General features: G+C 55.5%; 20 protein-coding genes. 16 read left to right on the top strand and 4 right to left on the bottom strand.

The genetic code is table 11. The features are described 5' to 3' along the window. The first annotated feature begins 93 nt into the window (after nucleotides 1–93). Nucleotides 94–603: a hypothetical protein gene (locus ACMGGR_RS17400; RefSeq protein ID WP_246758152.1), complete on the top strand. Its 510-nt coding sequence runs from the start codon at nucleotides 94–96 to the stop codon at nucleotides 601–603. A gap of 64 nt (nucleotides 604–667) precedes the next feature. On the opposite strand, the gene leuD is transcribed toward ACMGGR_RS17400, so the two are convergent. From leuD to leuA, 4 genes are read right to left on the bottom strand one after another with little or no spacing between them, the layout of a single operon-like run. Next, nucleotides 668–1,273, bottom strand: a complete 606-nt coding sequence (gene leuD, locus ACMGGR_RS17395; protein WP_414147437.1) for a 3-isopropylmalate dehydratase small subunit — start codon at nucleotides 1,271–1,273, stop codon at nucleotides 668–670. 2 nt (nucleotides 1,274–1,275) lie between these two features. Beyond that, nucleotides 1,276–2,679 carry a 3-isopropylmalate dehydratase large subunit gene (leuC, locus tag ACMGGR_RS17390; protein ID WP_246758154.1) on the bottom strand — a complete coding sequence of 468 codons (1,404 nt, stop codon included), beginning with the start codon at nucleotides 2,677–2,679 and terminating at the stop codon, nucleotides 1,276–1,278. A 2-nt stretch (nucleotides 2,680–2,681) separates the two neighbouring features. Next, nucleotides 2,682–3,770, bottom strand: a complete 1,089-nt coding sequence (gene leuB / locus ACMGGR_RS17385) for a 3-isopropylmalate dehydrogenase (RefSeq protein ID WP_246758155.1) — start codon at nucleotides 3,768–3,770, stop codon at nucleotides 2,682–2,684. Beyond that, nucleotides 3,770–5,329, bottom strand: a complete 1,560-nt coding sequence (leuA, locus tag ACMGGR_RS17380; RefSeq protein WP_246758156.1) for a 2-isopropylmalate synthase — start codon at nucleotides 5,327–5,329, stop codon at nucleotides 3,770–3,772. Before leuA ends, leuB begins: the two co-directional genes overlap by 1 nt. An 884-nt stretch (nucleotides 5,330–6,213) precedes the next feature. Between leuA and ilvI the strand changes: the two genes are divergently transcribed. From ilvI to ACMGGR_RS17305, 15 genes are all read left to right on the top strand, one after another. After that, nucleotides 6,214–7,935 (top strand): acetolactate synthase 3 large subunit, encoded by a 1,722-nt coding sequence (gene ilvI / locus ACMGGR_RS17375; protein WP_246758157.1) that lies wholly within the window; start codon nucleotides 6,214–6,216, stop codon nucleotides 7,933–7,935. Between the two features lie 2 nt (nucleotides 7,936–7,937). Continuing rightward, the gene (gene ilvN, locus ACMGGR_RS17370; RefSeq protein ID WP_246758159.1) at nucleotides 7,938–8,429 is read left to right on the top strand and encodes an acetolactate synthase small subunit; all 492 of its coding nucleotides are present in this window, start codon (nucleotides 7,938–7,940) and stop codon (nucleotides 8,427–8,429) included. A 197-nt stretch (nucleotides 8,430–8,626) separates the two neighbouring features. Further along, nucleotides 8,627–9,637 (top strand): catabolite repressor/activator, encoded by a 1,011-nt coding sequence (gene cra, locus ACMGGR_RS17365; protein WP_246758161.1) that lies wholly within the window; start codon nucleotides 8,627–8,629, stop codon nucleotides 9,635–9,637. 549 nt (nucleotides 9,638–10,186) lie between these two features. Beyond that, complete coding sequence (mraZ, locus tag ACMGGR_RS17360; RefSeq protein WP_246758163.1) at nucleotides 10,187–10,645, top strand: division/cell wall cluster transcriptional repressor MraZ; 459 nt, start codon at nucleotides 10,187–10,189, stop codon at nucleotides 10,643–10,645. 2 nt (nucleotides 10,646–10,647) lie between these two features. Next, nucleotides 10,648–11,589 (top strand): 16S rRNA (cytosine(1402)-N(4))-methyltransferase RsmH, encoded by a 942-nt coding sequence (rsmH, locus tag ACMGGR_RS17355; RefSeq protein ID WP_414147436.1) that lies wholly within the window; start codon nucleotides 10,648–10,650, stop codon nucleotides 11,587–11,589. Further along, complete coding sequence (ftsL, locus tag ACMGGR_RS17350; RefSeq protein ID WP_246758165.1) at nucleotides 11,586–11,906, top strand: cell division protein FtsL; 321 nt, start codon at nucleotides 11,586–11,588, stop codon at nucleotides 11,904–11,906. Before rsmH ends, ftsL begins: the two co-directional genes overlap by 4 nt. Before the next feature lie 8 nt (nucleotides 11,907–11,914). Continuing rightward, a complete protein-coding gene (locus tag ACMGGR_RS17345; protein WP_414147435.1) occupies nucleotides 11,915–13,678 on the top strand; it encodes a peptidoglycan glycosyltransferase FtsI in 1,764 nt (587 codons plus the stop codon). After that, nucleotides 13,665–15,152 carry a UDP-N-acetylmuramoyl-L-alanyl-D-glutamate--2,6-diaminopimelate ligase gene (murE, locus tag ACMGGR_RS17340; RefSeq protein ID WP_414147434.1) on the top strand — a complete coding sequence of 496 codons (1,488 nt, stop codon included), beginning with the start codon at nucleotides 13,665–13,667 and terminating at the stop codon, nucleotides 15,150–15,152. Before ACMGGR_RS17345 ends, murE begins: the two co-directional genes overlap by 14 nt. Further along, nucleotides 15,149–16,510 (top strand): UDP-N-acetylmuramoyl-tripeptide--D-alanyl-D-alanine ligase, encoded by a 1,362-nt coding sequence (gene murF / locus ACMGGR_RS17335; protein WP_246758168.1) that lies wholly within the window; start codon nucleotides 15,149–15,151, stop codon nucleotides 16,508–16,510. The genes murE and murF overlap by 4 nt, the downstream gene beginning before the upstream one ends. Beyond that, nucleotides 16,504–17,586 (top strand): phospho-N-acetylmuramoyl-pentapeptide-transferase, encoded by a 1,083-nt coding sequence (mraY, locus tag ACMGGR_RS17330; protein WP_246758169.1) that lies wholly within the window; start codon nucleotides 16,504–16,506, stop codon nucleotides 17,584–17,586. The genes murF and mraY overlap by 7 nt, the downstream gene beginning before the upstream one ends. A 2-nt stretch (nucleotides 17,587–17,588) precedes the next feature. After that, nucleotides 17,589–18,905: a UDP-N-acetylmuramoyl-L-alanine--D-glutamate ligase gene (gene murD / locus ACMGGR_RS17325; protein ID WP_414148987.1), complete on the top strand. Its 1,317-nt coding sequence runs from the start codon at nucleotides 17,589–17,591 to the stop codon at nucleotides 18,903–18,905. Next, entirely contained in the window at nucleotides 18,905–20,119 is a 1,215-nt protein-coding gene (gene ftsW, locus ACMGGR_RS17320; protein ID WP_246758170.1) for a cell division protein FtsW, read from the top strand. Before murD ends, ftsW begins: the two co-directional genes overlap by 1 nt. Next, on the top strand, nucleotides 20,116–21,174 hold the full coding sequence (gene murG, locus ACMGGR_RS17315; RefSeq protein ID WP_414147433.1) for an undecaprenyldiphospho-muramoylpentapeptide beta-N-acetylglucosaminyltransferase: 1,059 nt from the start codon (nucleotides 20,116–20,118) through the stop codon (nucleotides 21,172–21,174). Before ftsW ends, murG begins: the two co-directional genes overlap by 4 nt. A 53-nt stretch (nucleotides 21,175–21,227) precedes the next feature. After that, nucleotides 21,228–22,700 (top strand): UDP-N-acetylmuramate--L-alanine ligase, encoded by a 1,473-nt coding sequence (gene murC / locus ACMGGR_RS17310; protein ID WP_246758173.1) that lies wholly within the window; start codon nucleotides 21,228–21,230, stop codon nucleotides 22,698–22,700. Further along, on the top strand, nucleotides 22,693–23,613 hold the full coding sequence (locus ACMGGR_RS17305; RefSeq protein WP_246758174.1) for a D-alanine--D-alanine ligase: 921 nt from the start codon (nucleotides 22,693–22,695) through the stop codon (nucleotides 23,611–23,613). Before murC ends, ACMGGR_RS17305 begins: the two co-directional genes overlap by 8 nt.

The following is a 23,613-nucleotide window of genomic DNA, read 5'->3' as shown; positions in this document are numbered from 1 at the left end:
ATGTTGGCATTTAAGGAAGTTGCTGAGCGCCGCCGGGCGGCACAAACGGGATATCGGTATTTTTCCACAGGGGTAAATCAGGAAGGAAAAGGCATGGACAGCATAAATGACAAAATAGCCAGGCTGGAAAGCGAAACCAGTCAGATCCGGGTGGACGTTGCGGCGCTGGTAGAACGTTCGAAGCACGCCGCTAATCAGGCTTCTCTGGACGCCTTAGCGGAACGCTGTGAGGGGTTTGCCAGCCAGGCCTCTTTGGACGCCTTAGCGGAACGCTGTGAAGGGTTTGCCAGCCAGGCCTCTCTGGATGCCTTAGCGGAGCGATGTGAAGGTTTTGCCAGCCAGGCTGCGCTGGACAAACTGATTGAGCGCTCGGAAAACTTTGCAACTAAAGCCGATCTTTATAAAGAGTTTGCGACTAAAGCCGACCTTTATAGAGAGATTGGCTCAACACGCGTTGAGCTGTTGAAAGAAATCTCCGCCTCTGAACAACGCCTGAATACTAAATTTGACGTTATCAACAACCGCATCACCTGGACGTTGCTGCTGCCAGCCCTGACGGCAATTATTCTCTGGTTCGTTAAGGTGGCGATTCTGAAAATTTGAGCCTTGATTTGCCCGGCTCCATTTTTACCGAGGGTATGACCGGGACCGAAGCCCCGGTCAGTCATTAACGCAAAAACACTGGCTGGCGCCGCTCGTAATCGCTGATGCTGGTTTCATGCTGTAACGTCAGGCCAATATTATCCAGCCCGTTCAGCAAACAGTGACGGCGGAAAGCGTCGATGCTGAAAGGATAATGCTTCTCGCCTGCAATCACTTCCTGTTTTTCCAGATCTACCGTAAAGCTAATGCCCGGCTCGGCGGCGACTTTTTGAAACAACTCTTCCATCTCCTCTTCGCTTAACGTCACCAGCAGTAGCTGGTTGTTAAACGAATTGTTGGCAAAAATATCGGCGAAATCACTGCCGATAATGGCCTGGATGCCGTAGTCGGTCAGCGCCCAGGGCGCATGTTCACGCGAAGAACCGCAGCCAAAGTTTTCACGAGTCAGCATAATACTGGCGCCGCGAAATACGGGCTTATTCAGAATAAAATCCGGATCGGGGCTCTGGCCTTCGGCATCCGTATAGCGCCAGTCGAAAAACAGATTGCGGCCAAAGCCGGTACGCGTCACCATTTGCAGAAACTGCTTGGGAATAATGGCGTCGGTATCGACGTTGGCGGCATCCATCGGCACCACGATGCCGGTATGCTGCGTAAATTTTTTCGCCATAACTACTCCTGACTCAGCTCGCGAATATCAGCAAAATGGCCGGCAACCGCCGCCGCCGCCGCCATTGCCGGACTGAGCAGATGGGTGCGTCCGCCCCGGCCCTGGCGACCTTCAAAATTACGGTTGCTGGTGGAAGCGCAGCGTTCACCGGGGCTGAGGCGATCGTTATTCATCGCCAGGCACATCGAGCAGCCCGGCAGCCGCCATTCAAAACCGGCATCCAGAAAAATTTTATCCAGCCCTTCCGCCTCTGCCTGAGCTTTGACCGGGCCAGAGCCAGGCACCACGTACGCCTGTACGCCTGCGGCAATTTTATGACCTTTAACCACCGAGGCCGCCGCACGCAGATCTTCTATACGTGAATTGGTACAGGAACCGATAAACACTTTATCGATACGGACATCGGTTAGCCTGATGCCGGGCTTAAGGTCCATATAGGCCAGCGCCTTTTCGGCCGAGGCGCGCTCAACAGGATCGCTAAAGCTGGCCGGATCGGGAATAGTGTCGTTGACGGCAATCACCTGTCCTGGATTGGTGCCCCAGGTAACCTGCGGCGCTATTTCCGCCGCGTTCAGCGTAACAACCTTATCGAAGTGCGCGCCGCTGTCTGATTTCAGCGTGCGCCACCAGGCGACCGCCTGCTCCCAGTCCTGCTCTTTTGGCGCAAACTGCCGACCTTTAACATAGTTAAACGTGGTCTCGTCTGGCGCAACCAGGCCCGCTTTCGCGCCCAGTTCAATCGCCATATTGCACAGCGTCATGCGGCCTTCCATGCTGAGCTGCTCTACCGCCGGGCCGCAAAATTCCACTACGTGACCGTTGCCGCCGCCGCTGCCGGTTTTGCCAATAATTGCCAGCGCAATATCTTTAGCGGTAATGCCCGGCGCAGTCTGACCAACCACTTCAATTTTCATGGTTTTAGCGCGAGACTGCTTCAGCGTTTGTGTAGCCAGCACGTGCTCGACTTCTGAAGTGCCAATACCAAACGCCAGAGCGCCGAACGCGCCGTGCGTAGAGGTATGAGAATCGCCGCACACAATTGTCATGCCCGGCAGTGACATGCCTTGTTCAGGGCCAATAACGTGGACGATGCCCTGAAACGGGTGCTTCAGGTCATACAGACGCACGCCAAACTCTTCGCAGTTTTTGATCAGCATCGACATCTGGATACGCGCCATTTCGCCGCTGGCATTAATGTCTCGCGTCTGGGTGGAGACATTGTGATCCATGGTGGCGAACGTTTTGGCTGGCTGGCGTACCGGACGGCCATGCGCGCGCAGGCCGTCGAAAGCCTGCGCCGATGTCACTTCGTGCACCAGATGCCGGTCAATATAGAGCAACGGCGTTTCGTTGGGTGCTTCATAGACGACATGCGCGTCAAACAGCTTCTCGTATAGTGTTTTCATAATCAGGCTTCGCTGATAAATCGGGCGATGACGGAACCCATTTCCTCAGTGCTGACGGCCTGGCCGTTGCCAGCCAGATCGCCGGTGCGGTAGTTTTCCGCCAGCGCGCGGCTGATGGCCTGCTCAATAGCGTCGGCCGCCGCCGCTGCATCCAGGCTATAACGCAACAGCAGCGCCAGCGACAGGATCTGGGCAACAGGGTTAGCAATGTTTTTCCCGGCGATATCCGGCGCGGAGCCGCCTGCCGGTTCAAACAGGCCAAAGCCCTGCTCGTTAAGGCTGGCTGAAGGCAGCATGCCCATTGAACCGGTAATCATCGCGCATTCGTCAGAAAGAATATCGCCGAACAGGTTGGAGCAAAGCATCACGTCAAACTGTGAAGGCTCTTTAATCAGCTGCATGGTGGCGTTGTCGATATACATATGATGCAGTTCGACATCCGGATAATCCTGCGCCACTTCCGTCACAATTTGCCGCCACAAAATAGAGGATTGCAGCACGTTGGCCTTATCGATAGAGGTCACTTTCTTACGGCGCTTGCGGGCGGATTCAAAAGCGATGCGGGCAATACGCTCAATCTCGAAGCGGTGATAAACCTCGGTATCGAACGCCCGCTCGTGCTGGCCGCTGCCTTCACGGCCTTTTGGCTGGCCAAAATAGATGCCGCCGGTCAGCTCACGCACCACCAGAATATTAAAGCCTTTTGCAGCGATATCGCTACGCAATGGGCAAAACGCTTCCAGACCCTGATGCAGGCTGGCCGGACGCAGATTGCTAAACAGCTTAAAATGTTTACGCAGCGGCAGCAGGGCACCACGCTCTGGCTGCTCGGCTGGCGGCAGATGTTCCCATTTAGGGCCGCCAACGGAACCGAATAAAATGGCGTCAGCCTGTTCACAACCTGCGACGGTAGCGGGCGGCAGCGGTTCGCCGTGACGGTCAATCGCAATGCCGCCAACATCATATTCGCTGGTGGTGATGCGCAGACCAAAACGCTCTCTTACCGCATCCAGCACCTTAGCGGCCTGAGCCATCACTTCCGGGCCGATGCCGTCGCCAGGCAGTACGGCAATATGATAAGTCCTTGTCATTATACGGCTTCCTTCTCGTTGGCTTTACGTTGCAGCTCTTGCTCAACCTGGCGTGAGCGCCAGATGTTGTTCAGCGCATTGATCATTGCTTTAGCGGAGGACTCAACGATATCCGTCGCCAGGCCTACGCCATGGAATTTACGGTTGTTATAGTTCACGACGATATCTACCTGGCCCAGCGCATCTTTGCCGTGGCCTTTAGCGGTCAGCTGATACTTCACCAGCTCGGCATCGAAATCGGTAATACGGTTAATGGCCTGATAAACAGCATCGACCGGGCCATTACCCGTGGCTGCTTCGGATTTTACTTCCTCGCCACAGCCCAGTTTGACGGAGGCGGTCGCCATTACGCTGGAACCGGACTGCACGCTGAAATAGTCCAGACGGAAGTGTTCAGGTTCTTCGTTTTGTTTGTTGATAAACGCCAGCGCTTCCAGATCGTAGTCGAAAACCTGGCCCTTTTTATCGGCCAGCTTCAGGAAGGCGTCATACAGGCTGTCCAGATTATAATCGTGCTCTTTATAGCCCATCTCATCCATGCGGTGCTTCACGGCGGCGCGGCCGGAGCGCGAAGTCAGATTCAGCTGGATCTGGTGCAGACCAATGGATTCCGGCGTCATGATTTCGTAGTTTTCACGGTTTTTCAGCACGCCATCCTGATGGATGCCGGAAGAGTGAGCGAAGGCGCCGCTACCGACAACCGCTTTGTTAGCCGGAATCGGCATGTTGCAGATCTGGCTGACCAGCTGGCTGGTCCGATAGATTTCCTGATGATGGATATTGGTATGCACGTTCATCAGCTGGCTACGGGTTTTGATCGCCATGATAACTTCTTCCAGCGCGCAGTTACCGGCACGCTCGCCCAGACCGTTAATGGTGCCTTCAATCTGACGCGCGCCAGCCTGAACGGCAGCGATAGAGTTGCCGACGGCCATGCCCAAATCGTCATGGGTATGCACGGACAAAATCGCTTTATCGATGTTCGGCACGCGGTTGCGTAACTGGGTAAAGATATTGCTGTACTCGTCCGGCAGCGTGTAGCCGACGGTATCCGGAATGTTGATAGTGGTTGCGCCAGCGTTGATAGCGGCTTCCACTACGCGGCACAGATCGTCAATTGGCGTACGGCCACCATCTTCACAAGAAAATTCGACGTCATTTGTATAGTTGCGAGCGCGTTTTACCATTTTTACCGCACGTTCAATCACTTCCGGCAGCGTGCTGCGCAACTTGGTGGCAATATGCATTGGCGACGTCGCCAGGAAAGTATGGATACGATAGGCTTCGGCCACGCGCAGCGCTTCGTAAGCCGCATCAATATCTTTTTCTACGCAGCGGGCCAGCGCGCAAACACGGCTGTTTTTTACCTGGCGGGCGATAGTCTGTACGGATTCAAAGTCACCCGGGGAAGACACAGGGAATCCAACTTCCATCACGTCAACGCCCATACGCTCCAGCGCCAGCGCTATTTGCAATTTCTCTTTCACGCTCAGGCTGGCCTGTAATGCCTGTTCGCCGTCACGCAGCGTGGTATCGAAAATAATAACTTGTTGGCTCATCGGTAAATTCCTTTCATGTTTGCATCGCTAGTGCTACGAGCATAAAAAAACCCGCGCAGTAGCGCGGGTTTCTTAGTTTGCAAGCCTGAATCAGTGATTCATTCCGCCCACAAGTCTACCGCGCATAAAAATGCGTTGAGTAGTAGACCAGGTAGGAGGAGGGTACGAATCATTGAGTCAGGCCTTATGAATTTGCTGTTCCCTTATTGATACTTGAAAGCAGGGGCGGATGTCAAGGCGAGCCGCAAGGTTATAAATCTTCTGTTTCAGGGAAAATATTCTACGGCGAGGGCGACAAACAGAAGAAAAAGGTAGCCATATTGTTATCAGAAAAAAATGTGGCGTAAAAAACGCGATTTTTATTTATAAAATATTTAAAATTCAATTAGTTATGCAATGCCCCCCTCACGCGGTTGTTTTACTGGCATTTTCCTCTTCCTTAGTGAATTATTTTATTGGAATATGCTGAGCCAGCAGATAAAACTAAATCGACGGCGATACCTGAAAGGGAAAGCTTAATTATTTATTAACCTCCCGCTAATAACAAAACGATTGCGCTGAAAAAGAATGCTCAATCAGCATAAACCGCTTTTTTCATGCGCGTGATTCAGTGTAATAGTTGTTATGCCAGCGAAATAAGCAGTGCCTTAGCATGTGCAGAGAGAGTGGGACTGACGGTATAGCGTTTGCCTGCCAGGTTTTCTACGGTTATGGTAATTCCTCATTTAAAGCAAAAATAAAAGGGCCCGCGCCCTGTACCCGGCGGCTGAAAATTTTTCAGCGTCTGAATAAACACAGGTTTTGAACTTATTACCCAGCGGTAGCTTGTGGCAAGAAAGTTGCTGCGCGGTGATAAATCAGCACCTTAAAGCCTGGAGGCAAAAATGGAGATGTTGTCAGGAGCCGAAATGGTAGTCCGATCGTTAATCGATCAGGGCGTAAAACATGTTTTTGGCTACCCCGGTGGAGCTGTACTGGATATTTATGACGCGTTACAGACGGTGGGCGGTATCGACCATATTCTGGTGCGGCATGAGCAGGGCGCTGTACACATGGCCGATGGCTATGCCCGCGCAACGGGTGAAACGGGCGTAGTGCTGGTGACCTCCGGGCCTGGCGCTACCAATGCTATTACCGGTATCGCTACTGCCTATATGGATTCCATTCCTATGGTCGTCCTGTCCGGTCAGGTTCCTTCTTCCCTGATTGGCTACGATGCTTTTCAGGAATGCGATATGGTCGGTATCTCCCGGCCTATCGTTAAACACAGCTTTATGGTCAGGCAGGTCGAAGATATTCCTGGAGTAGTAAAAAAAGCGTTCTGGCTGGCAGCCAGCGGTCGTCCTGGCCCGGTAGTTATCGATCTGCCAAAAGACATGATGAATCCGGCCAATAAACTGCCGTACCAGTGGCCGGAATCGGTCAGCATGCGCTCTTACAATCCGACGACGCAAGGGCATAAAGGCCAGATCAAACGCGCGCTGCAAACTCTGCTGGCGGCGAAAAAACCCGTGCTTTATGCCGGGGGCGGCGTGATTAACGCGGCCTGTGCCGATGAATTGCGGGAAATAGCCGAAAAGCTAAATCTGCCAGTTACCTGTTCACTGATGGGGCTGGGGGCTTTTCCCGGCACGCACCGTCAAAGCCTTGGCATGTTAGGCATGCACGGGACTTATGAAGCCAATATGGTAATGCATAACGCCGACGTTATCTTTGCCGTTGGCGTGCGTTTCGACGATCGTACTACCAATAATTTGATGAAGTACTGCCCGAACGCCACCGTATTACATATTGATATCGATCCTGCTTCTATCTCCAAGACAGTGCCGGCAGATGTACCGATCGTCGGCGACGCGCGCGATGTCCTGCAGCAGATGCTGGAGATGACAAAATCGAGCAGCGAACAGGATTTCGATAGCCTGCGCGACTGGTGGCAGAGTATTGAGCAATGGCGCGCGCGTAAGTGCCTGGACTTTGACCGCAGCAGCGAAAAGATTAAGCCGCAGTCGGTGATTGAGACTATCTGGCGCTTAACCAACGGCGACGCCTATGTCACCTCCGACGTGGGTCAGCATCAGATGTTTGCCGCTCTTTACTATCCGTTCGACAAGCCACGCCGCTGGATTAACTCGGGCGGCCTGGGCACGATGGGCTTTGGCCTGCCAGCCGCGCTGGGCGTCAAGCTGGCACTGCCGGAGGAAACCGTGGTTTGCGTAACCGGCGACGGCAGTATCCAGATGAATATTCAGGAGCTTTCTACCGCGCTGCAGTACGATTTGCCGGTACTGGTACTGAGCCTGAATAACCGCTATCTGGGCATGGTAAAACAGTGGCAGGACATGATCTATTCGGGTCGTCATTCACAATCTTATATGGAATCGCTGCCGGACTTTATCAAACTGGCCGAAGCGTATGGCCATGTCGGCATCGGTATTGACCACCCGCACGAGCTGGAAGCAAAGCTGAGCGAGGCCCTGACCGAATTGCGCAAAGGCCGTCTGGTCTTTGTCGATGTTAATGTTGATGGTAGCGAGCACGTATACCCGATGCAGATTCGCGGCGGCGGGATGGACGAAATGTGGTTGAGCAAAACGGAGAGGACTTAATTATGCGTCGTGTTTTATCGGTACTGCTGGAAAACGAATCCGGCGCATTGTCGCGTGTTGTCGGACTATTTTCCCAACGCGGCTACAACATTGAAAGCCTGACCGTAGCGCCAACTGACGATCCTACGCTTTCCCGGATGACTATCCAGACCGTGGGCGATGCAAAAGTGCTGGAGCAGATTGAAAAGCAGCTGCACAAGCTGGTAGACGTGCTGCGCGTTACCGAACTGGGGCAGGGCGCTTTTGTTGAGCGTGAAATCATGCTGGTAAAAATTCAGGCGACCGGTTACGGCCGTGAAGAAGTGAAGCGCAACGCTGAAATTTTCCGTGGCCAGATCGTCGACGTGACGCCTTCGCTTTATACGGTTCAGCTTGCCGGCACCAGCGATAAACTGGACGCCTTTTTAAGCAGCGTGCGCGAGGTAGCGGAAATTGTTGAGGTTGCCCGTTCTGGCGTGGTCGGCGTGGCTCGCGGTGAGCGTATTATGCGTTAATTGCGTTGCGTGACTATGGCTAAATATTTCTAACCCGACGGAATGTCGGGTTTTTTATTTTGCCAGAAAGCTCTCGCCTGGCGTTAAAAGCGGTTGCCAGCCCAATTAATCTGCTGTTAGATGTAAAGAATCTCTTATCCTTAGCCGCGACGTGGCTATTTTTTGCGCCGTCCCGGTGCCTTAAGCGTGGGGTTATTGTGAAACTGGATGAAATTGCGCGTCTTGCTGGTGTATCGCGCACGACGGCCAGCTACGTTATCAACGGTAAAGCCCGGCAGTATCGTGTCAGCGACAAAACCGTAGAAAAGGTCATGGCGGTTGTGCGCGAGCATAATTACCATCCTAACGCGGTTGCCGCTGGCCTGAGAGCCGGGCGAACCCGTTCGATAGGCCTGGTGATCCCCGATCTGGAAAATACCAGCTATACGCGTATCGCCAACTATCTGGAAAGACAGGCTCGCCAGCGCGGCTATCAGCTGCTGATTGCCTGTTCAGAAGACCAGCCGGATAACGAAATGCGCTGCGTGGAACATCTGCTCCAGCGCAAAGTAGATGCCATTATTGTTTCTACCTCTTTACCGCCCGAGCACCCTTTTTATCAGCGCTGGGTCAACGATCCTTTACCGATTGTGGCGCTGGATCGCGCGCTGGATCGGGAACATTTCACCAGCGTAGTCGGTGCAGATCAGGACGATTCAGAAATGTTGGCCGCCGAGCTGCGTAAACAGCCCGCTGAATCCATTCTTTATCTGGGTGCGCTGCCAGAGCTGTCGGTAAGCTTTCTGCGTGAGATGGGTTTCCGCCAGGCCTGGCAGGGTGACGAACGCCACATCGATTTTATCTATGCCAACAGCTTTGAACGTACGGCGGCTGCCGCGCTGTTTGAAGAGTGGCTGGAGACGCACGCCATGCCGGATGCGTTGTTCACTACCTCGTTCGGCTTACTGCAGGGCGTAATGGATGTGGCGCTGAAACGTGAAGGGCGTATGCCAACCGATCTGGCGATTGCGACCTTTGGCGACCACGAGCTGCTGGATTTCCTGGATTGCCCGGTGTTAGCGGTAGGGCAACGGCACCGTGACGTTGCGGAAAGGGTGCTGGAACTGGTGCTTGCCAGCCTGGATGAACCTCGCAAACCCAAGCCTGGCCTTACCCGTATCCGGCGTAATCTCTATCGGCGCGGCCGTTTAAGCCGTAAAGTCGATTAATTCAAACCAAAAGAGGTAACACCAGTGGTTACCGCTTTTTTTCAGGCGCGCGCTTTTTTATTCAACCGGAAAGACAACGGATAAAGAGTGTCCGTTTTTTTCAACCGTTACGCTTCACGTAAATAAAAGTAAAGACGCAGCTATCAGTCCTCTTCGCGCAATGAAACACGCTCATTATTAAAATGTTAACGCTGGTAACGATTAGCCACCCCAGTCCGCATCGGTGCCTCTCCCTCGCCAATTAGGAAATTCCTTAAAATGCCTCGTCGCGGGTAAAGCCCGCCTGACTTTTTTTAGGCAGCATCGGCGCTATATTTTTGAACAATTTAAAATTTCTAAAAAATTCCCGCCATTATTCATCAGGTTAATTTTAAATTTCTCTCTTAAGCGCCTTATTTTTTAACTTGTTAACGCTTGTTCCGAAAAAGAAATATTCTCTCGCGGCCCGCGCTGTCGCTTGACAATGATTTCCTCCGCTCCGTAAACTCCTCCGGGTGGGAATTTGTGGTGTAAAGTGGAACTTAAGGGCAACCGGAGAGGGAGGCTGGCATGTTCCGTGGAGCAACGTTAGTCAATCTCGACAGCAAAGGGCGGCTCGCCGTGCCCGTACGCTATCGCGACATGCTGATCGGAGAGTCTCAGGGACAAATGGTTTGCACCATTGACCTTCATCAGCCCTGCCTGCTGCTTTATACCCTGCCCGAATGGGAAATTATTGAACGTAAGCTGGCCAGCTTATCCAGCATGAACCCCGTTGAGCGCCGTATTCAGCGTTTATTACTGGGCCATGCCAGCGAGTGCCAGATGGATAATGCAGGTCGTTTGCTGGTGGCGAGTACGCTACGCCAGCATGCGAATCTGACCAAAGAAGTGATGCTGGTTGGGCAGTTTAACAAGTTTGAGCTGTGGGATGAACAGACCTGGTATCAACAAGTCAGGGAGGATATTGACGCGGAACAGTCGACTCAGGAACCGCTATCTGAGCGCCTGCAGGACTTGTCATTATAACTATGCAGGAAAATTTCAAACATACCACGGTGCTGCTGGACGAGGCGGTTAACGGCCTCAACATCAAACCTGACGGCATCTATATCGATGGCACTTTTGGCAGAGGTGGGCATTCCCGACTGATTCTTTCCGCGCTGGGAGAACAGGGGCACCTTTTCGCCATTGACCGCGACCCACAGGCTATTGCCGCCGCGGCCGAGATTACCGATCCGCGCTTTACCATTATTCACGGTCCTTTTTCCGCGCTGGCTGACTATGCCGAAGCGCGCGGACTGACCGGGCGTGTTGATGGCATTTTGCTGGATCTTGGCGTCTCTTCACCACAGCTGGACGATGCCGAACGCGGCTTCTCTTTTATGCGCGATGGGCCGCTTGATATGCGCATGGATCCGACCAAAGGTCTGTCGGCCGCACAGTGGCTGATGCAGGCGGAAGAAAGCGATATCGCTTTTGTGCTGAAAACCTTTGGCGAAGAGCGCTTTGCTAAGCGAATCGCCCGCGCAATCGTTGAGCGCAACCGCGAACAGCCGATGACGCGTACCAAAGAGCTGGCTGACGTTATCTACCACGCTACGCCGGTTAAGGACAAATTTAAGCATCCGGCCACGCGTAGCTTCCAGGCTATTCGTATTTGGGTAAACAGCGAGCTGGAAGAGATAGAGCAGGCGCTTAAAGGCGCACTTTCCGCTCTGGCACCGCAAGGTCGCCTGTCGGTAATCAGTTTCCATTCACTGGAAGACCGCATTGTTAAACGCTTTATGCGTGAGCAAAGCCGTGGCCCGCAGGTTCCGGCGGGGATTCCGATGACGGAAGCCCAGTTAAGCAAGCTGGGCGGGCGGCAGCTAAAAGCGCTGGGCAAAATGATGCCGGGCGACGCAGAAGTGGCCGAAAATCCACGCGCGCGCAGCTCCGTATTACGTATTGCTGAGAGGACCGCCTCATGATTGGCAACGAGCGACACAGTTTACCCGGCGTTATTGCAGGCGATCTCTTACGTCACGGCAAGCTTCCGGTGATCCTGGCCGTCGCCGTGCTGGTTTCTGCGGTACTGGTGGTGACCACGGCGCATAAAACCCGCCTGCTCACCGCCCAACGCGAGCAGCTGGTGCTGGAACGCGATGCGCTGGATATCGAGTGGCGTAACCTGATTCTGGAAGAGAACGCATTAGGCGATCACAGTCGCGTTGAAAGAACGGCAACGGAAAAATTGCAGATGCAGCATGTCGATCCGGCGCAGGAAAATATTGTGGTACAGCCATAAGGGCATAAATGAAAGCCGCAGTGAAGACTAAGTCAAAACGTCAGGAAGATCAGGCCAGCTTTGTCAGCTGGCGTTTTGCGTTGCTGTGCGGCTGCATTTTACTGGCGCTCGGTGGACTGCTGGGACGCATGGCCTATTTGCAGGTTATCAACCCGGGGAAACTGGTGCGCGAAGGCGATATGCGCTCGCTGCGCGTGCAGGCCGTGCCTACCTCTCGCGGTATGATTACCGATCGCGCTGGCCGACCGCTGGCCGTTAGCGTACCGGTCAATGCGATTTGGGCCGATCCGAAAGAGCTGAACGAGAAGGGCGGCATCACGCTGGATGGCCGCTGGCAGGCGCTGTCTGATGCGCTCTCTGTTCCGCTGGATCAGCTGGCAGCACGCGTCAACGCCAATCCAAAAGGCCGTTTTGTCTATCTGGCCCGTCAGGTAAATCCCGCCATTGGCGACTACGTTAAAAAGCTCAAGCTACCCGGTATTTTTCTGCGTGAGGAATCGCGCCGCTACTATCCGGCTGGTCAGGTAACGTCGCATTTAATCGGCTTTACCAATATTGATGGCCAGGGCATTGAAGGCGTTGAAAAAAGCTTTGATAAATGGCTGACCGGCCAGCCGGGCGAGCGCACCGTACGTAAAGACCGCCACGGCCGCGTTATTGAAGATGTCTCTTCTGTAGACAGCCGCGCTGCTCACAACCTCGCGCTGAGCATCGACGAGCGTTTGCAGGCTCTGGTTTACCGTGAGTTAAACAATGCCGTTGCCTTTAACAAGGCAGAGTCCGGCACGGCCGTGCTGGTTGACGTCAATACCGGCGAAGTGCTGGCGATGGCAAACAGCCCCGCCTACAACCCCAACAATCTTTCCGGCACCACCAAAGACGTAATGCGCAACCGCGCGATCACCGACATCTTTGAGCCAGGCTCTACCGTGAAGCCAATGGTGGTGATGACCGCGCTACAGCACGGCGTGGTGCGGGAAAACAGCGTGCTGAATACCGTGCCCTATCGTATCAACGGGCATGAAATCAAAGATGTGGCGCGCTACAACGAACTGACCCTGACCGGGGTCTTGCAAAAATCGAGTAACGTCGGCGTTTCCAGGCTGGCGTTAGCGATGCCGTCCTCAGCGTTAGTAGAAACTTACTCGCACTTTGGACTGGGTAAAGCGACCAATCTGGGACTGGTCGGAGAAAGCAGTGGCTTATATCCCCAAAAACAACGGTGGTCTGACATAGAGAGGGCCACCTTCTCTTTTGGCTACGGGCTAATGGTAACCCCGTTACAGTTAGCGCGAGTCTACGCCACGATTGGCAGCTACGGCGTCTATCGTCCGCTGTCGATCACCAAAGTTGATCCGCCCGTGAGCGGTCAGCGCGTCTTCCCGGAGAATCTGGTACGCACCGTCATGCATATGATGGAAAGCGTCGCGCTGCCCGGCGGCGGCGGCGTGAAGGCCGCGATCAAAGGCTACCGTATCGCGATTAAAACCGGTACCGCGAAAAAAGTCGGACCGGACGGGCGTTACGTTAATAAATATATTGCTTATACCGCTGGCGTGGCGCCGGCGAGCCGTCCTCGTTTTGCGCTGGTCGTGGTGATTAACGATCCGCAAGCCGGTAAATATTATGGCGGTGCGGTTTCCGCTCCGGTTTTCGGCGCCATTATGGGCGGTGTGCTTCGCACCATGAATATTGAACCTGATGCGCTACCGGTCATTGAGAAAAACGAGATGGTAGACAACAGAAGTGAGGGATCAAGTGACAGATCGTAATCTGCGCGATTTACTGGCGCCCTGGGTGCCCGCCGCGCCTTCGCTGCCGCTGCGCGAAATGATCCTGGACAGCCGCCTTGCGGCTTCCGGCGATCTCTTTGTGGCCGTAAAAGGTCATCTGGCGGACGGTCGTCGTTTTATTCCACAGGCTATCGCCCAGGGCGTTTCGGCGGTTATCGCTGAAGCGGAAGGCGAGGCGGAAGATGGCGATATCGCTATCGTACACAACGTGCCGGTTATTTACCTGGCGCAGCTGAGCCAGCGCCTATCCGCGCTGGCCGGACGTTTTTACCAGCAGCCGGGCGAACATCTCCGGCTGATTGGCGTTACCGGCACCAATGGCAAAACGACCACCACGCAGTTGCTTGCACAGTGGGGTCAGCTCCTGGGTGAAACCGGCGCGGTCATGGGCACCGTGGGCAACGGCCTGTACGGCAAGCTTGCCCCTGCCGAGAATACTACCGGCTCGGCCGTCGATATTCAGCGCACGCTCAGCTCGCTGGTGGAAGAGGGCGCAACGCTGGCCGCGATGGAAGTTTCTTCGCACGGGCTGGTGCAGCATCGCGTGGCCGCACTGCCTTTCGCGGCCGCTGCCTTTACCAATCTGAGCCGTGACCATCTGGACTATCACGGCGATATGACTCGCTACGAGTCCGCCAAATGGCTGCTCTTTTCTGAACATATGGTCGGCCAGGCTATTATCAATGCGGATGACGAAACGGGCCGCCGCTGGCTGGCTAAGCTGCCGGATGCGGTCGCCGTTACCATGGAAAACAATCTGCAGCCGGGCTGCCGTGGACGCTGGCTAAAAGCCACCGAGGTGCACTATCACGACAACGGCGCCAGCATCCGCTTCGATTCGAGCTGGGGCGGCGGCGAGCTGGAAAGCCGTCTGATGGGCGCATTCAACGTCAGCAACCTGCTGATCGCGCTGGCAACGCTGCTGGCGCTAGGTTATCCGCTGCATGATTTGGTGGCAACCGGCAGTCAGCTACAGCCGGTCACGGGAAGGATGGAAGTTTTTGCCGCCCCGGCCAGACCAACCGTCGTGGTTGACTATGCGCATACGCCTGACGCGCTGGAAAAAGCGCTGGAGGCTGCGCGCCTGCACTGCAAGGGCAAATTATGGTGCGTCTTTGGCTGCGGCGGCGATCGCGATAAGGGCAAACGTCCCCTGATGGGTGCGATAGCCGAACAGTTTGCCGATGTGGTAGTGATTACGGACGATAATCCGCGCAGCGAAGATCCTGCGGCGATAGTGGCGGATGTGCTGACGGGCTTGCTTGATCCCGGCCGCGCCCACGTGATTGCTGGCCGTGCGCAAGCGGTCACTAACGTCGTTATGCAGGCCAAAGAAGAAGATATTGTACTGGTGGCCGGTAAAGGCCATGAAGATTATCAAATTGTCGGCAATCGTCGGCTGGACTATTCCGACCGTGATACCGTCGCGCGTCTGCTGGGAGTGATGGCATGATCGCACTTTCTCTACAAAAACTGGCTGAGCTAACCGGCGGCGAACTGTTCGGCAGCGACCTTACCTTCAGCGAAGTCACCACGGATACGCGCAAAGTCAGCGCGGGTGCGCTGTTTATCGCGCTGAAAGGCGAGCGCTTCGATGCCCACGACATGGTCGGCGACGCCATAACGGCCGGTTCGGCAGCTCTGTTAGTCAGTAAGCACTTACCTGTTGCCGTCCCGCAGGTAGTGGTTGCCGATACCCGCATCGCGCTGGGCCAGCTTGCGGCCTGGGTGCGTCAACAGTCAACCGCGCGCGTGGTTGCCCTGACCGGCTCTTCCGGCAAAACTTCAGTGAAAGAGATGACCGCCGCCATTTTGCGCGAGTGCGGTGAAACCCTCTATACGGCCGGCAATCTTAATAATGATATCGGCGTGCCGCTGACGCTGCTGCGCCTGAACGCCAAACATCAATATGCGGTAATTGAACTGGGTGCTAATCATCAGGGCGAAATCGCCTGGACCACGCATCTTACCCGTCCCGAAACGGCGCTGGTGAATAACCTGGCGGCCGCACATCTTGAAGGCTTCGGTTCGCTGGCTGGCGTAGCCAAAGCCAAAGGCGAAATCTTTCAGGGACTGCCGGATAACGGCACGGCGATCTTTAATGCCGACAGTAACGACATCGCAAACTGGCAGCCGATGCTGACCGGTAAAACGGTCTGGCGCTTTTCGCCGCAGCCGCAGGCAGAGAACGATTTTTCCGCCAGCGACGTGCAGGTGACCAGTAAAGGCACGCAGTTTGTTATGAAAACGCCAGCGGGCAGTATCGCGGTGCAATTACCGCTGCCGGGCCGGCACAACATTGCTAATGCGCTGGCCGCTGCCGCGCTGGCAATTTCCGTTGGGGCTTCTCTGGAAGCCGTTCGGCAAGGCCTGAGCAAGCTTGAGGCGGTGCCGGGTAGACTTTTCCCGGTATTACTTGCCGAAAACAAGCTGCTGCTGGACGACAGCTACAACGCCAACGTGGGTTCAATGACTGCGGCCGTGCAGGTTCTGGCAGAGATGCCGGGCTATCGGGTGATGGTCGTTGGCGATATGGCCGAGCTGGGTGATGAAAGCGAGCATTGCCACCGTGAAGTGGGCGAAGCGGCCCGCCAGGCCGGGATTGATAAAGTGCTCAGCGCAGGCACGCTAAGCCGCCTTATCAGCGAGGCCAGCGGAGCCGGTGAGCATTTCACCGAAAAAACTGCCGTCACGGCGCGCTTGCGGACGCTGCTGGCGGAACAGCCTGTCATCACCATTTTAGTTAAAGGTTCACGTAGTGCCGCCATGGAGCAGGTAGTACAGAGCTTACAGGAGAAAGGAACATGCTAGTCTGGCTGGCCGAACATCTGGTCACTTTTTATTCTGGCTTTAACGTCTTTTCCTATCTGACGTTTCGCGCCATTGTCAGCCTGCTGACCGCGCTGTTTATTTCGCTGTGGATGGGCCCGCGCATGATTGCCCGCCTGCAGGAGATGTCATTTGGCCAGGTCGTGCGCAACGACGGCCCGGAATCGCATTTCAGCAAGCGCGGCACACCCACGATGGGCGGCGTAATGATTTTATTCTCTATCACCGTTTCCGTGCTGATGTGGGCTTATCCTTCTAACCCTTACGTCTGGTGCGTGCTGGTGGTGTTGATCGGTTTCGGCATTATCGGTTTTATTGATGACTACCGTAAGGTGGTACGTAAAGATACCAAGGGGCTCATTGCACGCTGGAAATACTTCTGGATGTCGGTGATCTCCCTGGGCGTGGCGTTTACGCTGTATGCGACGGGTAAGGGAACGCCAGCCACCCAGCTGGTGGTGCCGTTCTTCAAAGACGTAATGCCGCAGCTTGGTCTGTTTTACGTCGTGCTTGCCTACTTCGTTATCGTTGGTACAGGCAACGCGGTTAACCTGACTGACGGGCTGGATGGCCTGGCGATTATGCCTACCGTGTTTGTTGCCGCTGGTTTTGCTTTGGTTGCCTGGGCAACCGGTAACATGAACTTCGCCAACTACCTGCATATTCCTTATCTGCGCCATGCGGGCGAACTGGTGATTGTCTGTACGGCAATTGTCGGCGCCGGGCTGGGCTTTTTATGGTTTAACACCTATCCGGCTCAGGTCTTTATGGGCGATGTCGGCTCACTGGCGCTGGGCGGCGCGCTGGGCACTATCGCCGTGCTGCTGCGTCAGGAGTTTCTGCTGGTGATCATGGGCGGCGTCTTCGTGGTAGAGACGCTGTCGGTGATCCTGCAGGTTGGCTCGTTCAAACTGCGCGGACAGCGTATTTTCCGTATGGCGCCTATCCATCACCATTACGAACTGAAAGGCTGGCCGGAACCGCGCGTTATCGTGCGTTTCTGGATTATTTCACTGATGCTGGTGCTGATTGGCCTGGCGACGTTGAAGGTACGGTGATGATGGCTGATTACCAGGGTAAAAAAGTCGTCATTATTGGTCTGGGCGTAACGGGCCAGTCATGCGTTGACTTCTTTTTAGCGCGTGGCGTTACGCCGCGCGTCATGGATACCCGAATCGTGCCGCCAGGGCTGGAAAAGCTGCCGAAAAGCGTTGAGCGCTGGCTGGGTTCACTGAACGATAGCTGGCTGCAAAATGCCGATCTGATTGTGGCCAGTCCCGGTCTTGCGCTGAGTTCCCCGTCCTTGATTTCGGCGGCGGAAGCGGGCATAGAAATCGTGGGCGACATCGAGCTTTTCTGCCGTGAAGCCCAGGCACCGATTGTAGCTATTACCGGTTCTAACGGTAAAAGTACCGTGACCACGTTAGTTGGTGAAATGGCGAAGGCCGCAGGCTGGCAGGTTGGCGTTGGCGGTAATATTGGCCTGCCCGCGCTGACCCTGCTTGAGAAACCCGCGCAGCTTTACGTGCTGGAACTGTCAAGCTTCCAGCTGGAAACCACCCACAGCCTGAAGGCGGCGGCGGCGACCATCCTGAACGTGACGGAAGATCATATGGATCGCTATCCGCTTGGCATGCAGCAGTATCGAGCGGCCAAGCTGCGCGTTTACGAGCAGGCGAGCGTTTGCGTAGTTAATGCAGATGACGCGATGACCATGCCGGTGCGCGGTGCGGACAAACGCTGCGTCAGCTTTGGCGTGGACGTGGGCGATTATCATCTCAATCGCCAGCAGGGAAATATCTGGCTGCGCGTAAAAGGCGAAAAAGTGCTGAATACAGATGAAATGACGCTCACGGGTCAGCACAACTATACCAACGCCCTGGCGGCGCTGGCGCTGGCCGATGCGGTCGGATTGCCGCGCTCTTCCAGCCTGAAAGCGTTAACCACGTTTAACGGGCTGGCGCACCGTTTTCAGCTGGCGTATGACCATAACGGCGTGCGCTGGATAAATGATTCAAAAGCGACCAACGTTGGCAGCACCGAAGCGGCGTTAAACGGCCTGCAGGTTAAGGGCACGCTCTGGCTCCTGCTGGGCGGCGACGGCAAATCAGCCGATTTCAGCCCGCTGGCTCCTTATCTACAAAAAGATAACGTGCGGATTTACTGTTTTGGACGTGATGCCGCAGAGCTTGCCGCACTGCGCCCGGAAACGGCGGTACAAACCGCCACGATGCAGGAAGCTATGCAGCAGATAGCTGCAAAAGTGCAGCCGGGCGATATGGTTCTGCTGTCGCCAGCCTGCGCCAGTCTTGACCAGTTTAAAAACTTCGAGCAGCGCGGCGATATCTTCACCCAACTGGCAAAGGAGCTTGGCTGATGCGTGTACCTGGTTTAGGCATTGCCAACTGGTTATCAGAGCGCCTGAAAGAGTGGGTGATGGGCTCGCGCGAAAGCGACGCCAGCACCATGGTGCTTTATGACCGCACGCTGCTCTGGCTAACGATAGGGCTGGCGATTATCGGCTTTGTGATGGTGACTTCGGCTTCGATGCCGGTTGGCCAGCGCCTGTCGGACGATCCTTTCTATTTTGCCAAGCGCGATGCGTTTTATATCGTGCTGGCGTTTGGTATCGGGCTGGTGACGCTGCGCGTGCCGATGGCTTTCTGGCAGCGTTATAGCAACGTCATGCTGCTGATAACGGTAGTGATGCTGCTGATCGTTCTGGTCGTCGGCAGCTCGGTTAACGGGGCATCGCGCTGGATTGCGCTTGGCCCGCTGCGTATTCAGCCTGCGGAGCTTTCCAAGCTCTCGCTGTTTTGCTATCTCGCCAGCTATCTGGTGCGCAAAGTTGATGAGGTGCGTAACAACTTCTGGGGCTTCTGTAAGCCAATGGGCGTGATGGTAGTGCTGGCAGTATTGCTGCTGGCCCAGCCTGACCTGGGAACCGTGGTGGTGCTGTTCGTCACCACGCTGGCGATGCTGTTTCTGGCTGGCGCGAAACTCTGGCAGTTTCTGGCGATTATCGGCTCCGGTATCTTTGCCGTTTGCCTGCTGATCATTGCCGAACCTTACCGTATGCGCCGCGTAACTTCCTTCTGGAACCCGTGGGAAGATCCTTTCGGCAGCGGCTACCAGCTGACGCAGTCGCTGATGGCGTTTGGCCGCGGCGAATTCTGGGGGCAGGGCCTGGGGAACTCGGTGCAAAAACTGGAGTATTTACCCGAGGCGCACACGGACTTTATCTTCTCGATAATCGGTGAAGAGCTGGGTTATATCGGTGTGGTTTTAGCGCTGTTAATGGTATTCTTCGTCGCTTTTCGCGCGATGTCCATCGGGCGCCGCGCGCTGGAGCTTGACCAGCGTTTCGCTGGCTTTCTCGGCTGTTCAATTGGCGTCTGGTTTAGCTTCCAGGCGTTGGTTAACGTTGGCGCAGCAGCAGGTATGCTGCCGACCAAAGGGCTGACGCTGCCGCTAATCAGTTACGGCGGCTCCAGCCTGATTATTATGTCCACCGCCATCGTATTTTTATTACGTATAGATTATGAAACGCGTCTGGCAAAAGCCCAGGCGTTTACGCGAGGTAGTCGATGAAAGGGAAGCGGCTGATGGTGATGGCAGGCGGCACCGGCGGACATGTGTTCCCGGGACTGGCGGTCGCACACCATCTGATGGCGCAGGGCTGGCAGGTGCGCTGGCTCGGCACGGCTGACCGTATGGAAGCCGATCTGGTGCCAAAACACGGTATCGACATCGATTTTATTCGCATTAGCGGCCTGCGCGGTAAAGGGCTGAAAGCGCAGCTCGCCGCGCCGCTACGCATTTTCAACGCCGTGCGTCAGGCCAGAGCCATTATGAAGGCGTATCGGCCCGACGTGGTGCTGGGCATGGGAGGCTACGTTTCCGGGCCTGGCGGTCTGGCTGCGTGGAGCTGCGGCATCCCGGTGGTGCTGCATGAACAGAACGGCATTGCCGGTCTGACCAACAAATGGCTGGCGAAAATTGCCAAAAAGGTCATGCAGGCCTTTCCTGGCGCCTTTCCCACTGCGGATGTCGTGGGTAACCCTGTGCGTACTGACGTGCTGGCTCTGCCACTGCCTGCCGAGCGTATGGCCAACCGTAGCGGCCCGGTTCGCGTACTGGTCATTGGCGGTAGCCAGGGCGCTCGCGTACTGAACCAGACTCTGCCGCAGGTAGCGGCAACGCTTGGCGACAGCATCACCCTATGGCACCAGACGGGCAAAGGCGCGCTGGCCGAGGTTAACGAAGCCTATCGGCAGGTTGGCCAGACGCAGCATAAAGTAACCGAATTTATTGACGATATGGCGGCGGCCTACGCCTGGGCAGACGTGGTTGTCTGCCGCTCTGGCGCGCTGACGGTAAGCGAAGTGGCGGCCTCAGGTTTACCGGCCATTTTTGTGCCGTTTCAGCATAAAGATCGTCAGCAATACTGGAACGCGCTGCCGCTGGAAAAAGCGGGCGCGGCAAAAATTTACGAGCAGCCGCAGTTCACTGCACAGGCAGTAGCGCAGACGCTGGCCGCATGGGACAGGCAAACGCTTTTAGCGATGGCGGCGAAAGCCAGGGCCGTGGCAATCCCGGATGCAACCGAACGGGTTGCGGCTGAAGTCAGCAAAGCGGCGTTATAAATATGAGCATTCGTCTTGACACGGGTGCGGTAAAGCACCGACAGGCAAAAGAAATGAATACACAACAACTGGCGAAACTGCGTTCTATCGTGCCCGAGATGCGTCGCGTCCGGCACATTCACTTTGTTGGCATCGGTGGTGCCGGCATGGGCGGGATCGCCGAAGTGTTGGCCAATGAAGGCTATGAAATTAGCGGTTCCGATCTGGCACCAAACGCGGTTACGCAGCATCTGAGCGCGTTAGGCGCGACGATCTATTTTAATCATCGTCCGGAGAACGTCAGCGACGCCAGCGTGGTGGTCGTTTCCACCGCCGTATCGCAAGACAACCCGGAAATCATTGCGGCGCGTGAAGCCCGTATTCCGGTCATTCGCCGCGCAGAAATGCTGGCTGAACTGATGCGCTTTCGCCACGGTATCGCCGTAGCCGGTACGCACGGTAAAACCACCACCACGGCGATGGTTTCCAGTATTTATGCCGAAGGCGGCCTGGATCCGACGTTTGTTAACGGCGGTCTGGTCAAAGCGGCCGGTACCCATGCGCGCCTGGGCAGCAGTCGCTACCTGATCGCGGAAGCGGACGAAAGCGACGCTTCGTTTCTGCACCTACAGCCGATGGTGGCCATCGTCACCAATATCGAAGCTGACCACATGGATACCTATCAGGGCGACTTTGAAAACCTGAAGCAAACCTTTATCAACTTTTTGCACAATCTGCCGTTCTATGGCCGCGCCGTGCTGTGCGTTGATGACGCGGTCATCCGCGATCTGATCCCGCGCGTAGGACGTCAGATTACCACTTACGGCTTTAGTGAAGATGCCGACGTGCGCATTGCCAGCTACGAGCAGCATGGCGCGCAGGGGCACTTTACGCTGGCTCGTCACGATAAGCCGCTGATGCGCGTTACGCTGAACGCGCCAGGCCGCCATAACGCGCTCAACGCGGCAGCAGCGGTTGCCGTTGCCACGGAAGAAGGCATTGACGACGATGAGATCCTGAGCGCGCTGGAAAGCTTTCAGGGCACCGGTCGCCGCTTTGATTTCCTGGGGGAGTATCCACTACAGGAAGTTAACGGCGTACAGGGCACCGCGATGCTGGTTGATGACTATGGTCACCATCCAACGGAAGTTGACGCAACGATCAAAGCGGCACGCGCTGGCTGGCCTGACAAGCAGCTGGTGATGATTTTCCAACCGCATCGCTATACGCGTACACGCGATCTCTATGACGATTTTGCCAACGTTCTGTCGCAGGTTGACGTTTTGCTGATGCTGGATGTCTATTCGGCTGGCGAAACGCCGATTCCAGGCGCGGACAGCCGCTCGCTGTGCCGTACTATTCGCGGTCGCGGCAAGGTCGATCCTATTCTGGTGTCAGATCATGACGCCGTGCTGGAAATGCTGGCGCCAAAGCTGTCCGGCAACGATTTAATTCTGGTGCAGGGCGCAGGCAACGTTGGGCGCATTGCCCGCAAGCTTGCTGATGAAAAGTTACAACCGCAGATGAAAGAAGGTAATCATGGCTGAGAAAGTAGCAGTATTGCTGGGTGGTACTTCTGCGGAAAGAGAAGTTTCCCTGATGTCGGGCAACGCGGTACTGAAAGGGCTGACTGAAGCGGGTATTGACGCGCACGCCGTCGATATTCGTGATTTCCCGGTCACGCGCCTGAAAGAAGAGGGCTTTGATAAAGCCTTTATCGCGCTGCACGGCCGCGGCGGCGAAGACGGCACGCTGCAAGGCCTGCTGGAGTTTCTCGCCATTCCTTATACCGGTAGCGGCGTAATGGCTTCGGCTATTACGATGGACAAGCTGCGTACCAAGCAGCTCTGGCAAGGTTGCGGCCTGCCGGTTTCGCCTTACGTAGCGATTACCCGTAAAGAGATGGATGCCGGACTGAGCGAAGAGACGCGTTCGCGGATTACTGCCCTGGGCCTGCCGCTTTTTGTCAAACCAAGCAGCGAAGGCTCCAGTGTTGGCATCAGCCGCGTTAACCAGGCTGACTCGCTTCAGGCCGCGCTGGATGAGGCTTTTCGCCATGACGACGACGTGCTGGTGGAAGCCTTTCTCAGCGGCCCGGAATATACCGTAGCGGTGCTTGGCGACGATATTCTGCCTTCAATCCGCATTCAGGTCGCTTCTGAGTTCTATGACTATGAAGCTAAATACTTTTCTGACGATACTCAGTACTTCTGCCCAAGCGGTTTAACGGCTGAACGGGAAGCTGAACTGAGCGAAATCGTGATTAAGGCGTGGCGCGCGCTGGGCTGTAGCGGCTGGGGACGCGTTGACCTGATGATGGGCGGCGACGGCCAGTTTTATCTGCTGGAAGTGAATACGTCACCCGGCATGACCAGCCATAGCCTGGTGCCAATGGCGGCTAAACAGGCCGGCATGAGCTTCTCACAGCTGGTCGCGCGCATTCTGGAACTGGCGGACTGA

The organism is Erwinia sp. BNK-24-b, assembly GCF_047456155.1.
Classification (GTDB): domain Bacteria; phylum Pseudomonadota; class Gammaproteobacteria; order Enterobacterales; family Enterobacteriaceae; genus Erwinia; species Erwinia phyllosphaerae.
This window is presented reverse-complemented; position numbering and strand designations above follow the sequence as displayed.